The organism is Bathymodiolus azoricus thioautotrophic gill symbiont, from assembly GCF_001298715.1.
Taxonomy (GTDB): domain Bacteria; phylum Pseudomonadota; class Gammaproteobacteria; order PS1; family Pseudothioglobaceae; genus Thiodubiliella.
Genome location: NZ_CDSC02000140.1, coordinates 1 through 1,670, shown reverse-complemented (window position 1 = coordinate 1,670; position 1,670 = coordinate 1). Strand labels below are relative to the sequence as shown.

General features: G+C 35.8%; 1 protein-coding gene. It reads right to left on the bottom strand.

Annotated elements, in window-relative coordinates; translation table 11 throughout:
- Positions 1-1,670 (bottom strand): GspE/PulE family protein (locus tag BAZSYMA_RS02750; RefSeq protein WP_195910063.1); only part of this gene is annotated, 1,670 nt, incomplete at both ends.

Here is a 1,670-nt window from a genome sequence, read left to right as displayed (position 1 = left end):
CATGGTGGGACTCATACTCATCACCAAAATAGACCTTAGACGGCAATATTCTGGTGATTTCACTCAATGTTGTGTTGCCTTCTTTGACAAGCATCACAGCACTTGAATAAATATCTTTACTTTGATTTTTTAAAGCTTGAGTGTGTATTTTGTTGCTTGGTACATTGTCAATAATCATCTGCTGTAGCGCTCTGTCAATCACAAAAACTTCTGCCACTTGCATACGCCCCTTATAACCAGTGTGCGAACACTGTTCACAACCTATATCACTTTGTTTTGCAATCAAAGTCGTGCGAATATCAAAATAATTGGCATATTTAGCAAACAACACGTCGTCTTCAACTTTAATTTCAGTTGCACAGTGCCTACAAACTTTGCGAACAAGTCTAGGCATAATAATAATTGAGACTGTTTTTGCAATGGTGTCAAGTGCTACGGCAAAACTTGAATCGTTACTTGTACTTTTTAAGCGATCAATCACATCAAATGATTTATCAGCGTGAATTGTTGTTAGAATTGTATTGCCAACCTCTTTTGTTGCACACACATGGTGAGCTGTTTCTTTATCTCTAATTTCTGCGCAAAATACAACATCAGGGTCTGATCTCAATATCGCTTTCAACGCTTGTGAAAAACCAAGTTTTTCCTTAATTTGAATTTGTTGTGTATTGGGCAAGTCAACTTCAACAGGATCTTCAACTGACATAACGCTAATACCTTTGCGCTGATTGTGTATCTCAGCTAAGATCGCATAAGCCAATGTTGTCTTACCAGAGCCTGTTGGTCCAGCTATAAAAATACCTGCATTATTATGTTTACAAAATCCAGTGATTTCTTTTAGCTGTAAATCTCTTAGTCCTATCTGAGCTAAAGATCTGAATGAAGTAGAACCAATTAAACGAATGACATAATTCGGTATATGTTTACCTTTTTGCGTGCCGTTTTTAAACTTCACATGAAGTGGGTTAAGTTCTAGTCTTAAATTTATAGGTTTTTGCTTATCATTCAAAACATCAATTTTTTTAGTATCAGATTGGCGTTCTTGAATGGCATTGTATGTGCCAATATCAATATCAAACAATGTGTTAATCCCAGCGGCAACTGCTTGAAAGTCCAGATTGCTGACATCTGCTACTTTTGAATTAATTATCATGCCATCTAGTCTTAACTTAAAACAGATGTGTGATGCGTTTCTAGGTTGAATATGGATATCGCTTGCACCAAGTTTGACGGCTTCTGTGAAAATATCTTTTATAATTGTTTTGGCATCTATGGCGTTGCTAAGCGTATTTTCTGCATCAATAAACAATGGATTACCAGGCTCAATAAAACCAATGCCATTACCTAGTTTTTCACCCATTGAAGAATTACGGATTCTGAATGATTCCAAACTTGAAAAAGGATTGGTGCTAAATGCCAAATACTTAGCATCGCACTCAACAATCACATAAGAATCGTTTATCTCAATAATATCGGCATCGCTATAGTCTTCAAAAACCATCAAACCAACTGACTTTTTTAACGCTTTCTTTACCTCATCAACTTCTAAATTCTGCAATAAATGCGGAATAATCGTCTCATTGTCTGACAATAAAATCTCACTTAAACTGTCTGTTTTAATGGACAGTTCTCGTAGTTCTGGCTCTATTTTTTCCCAAATAATCATTAAT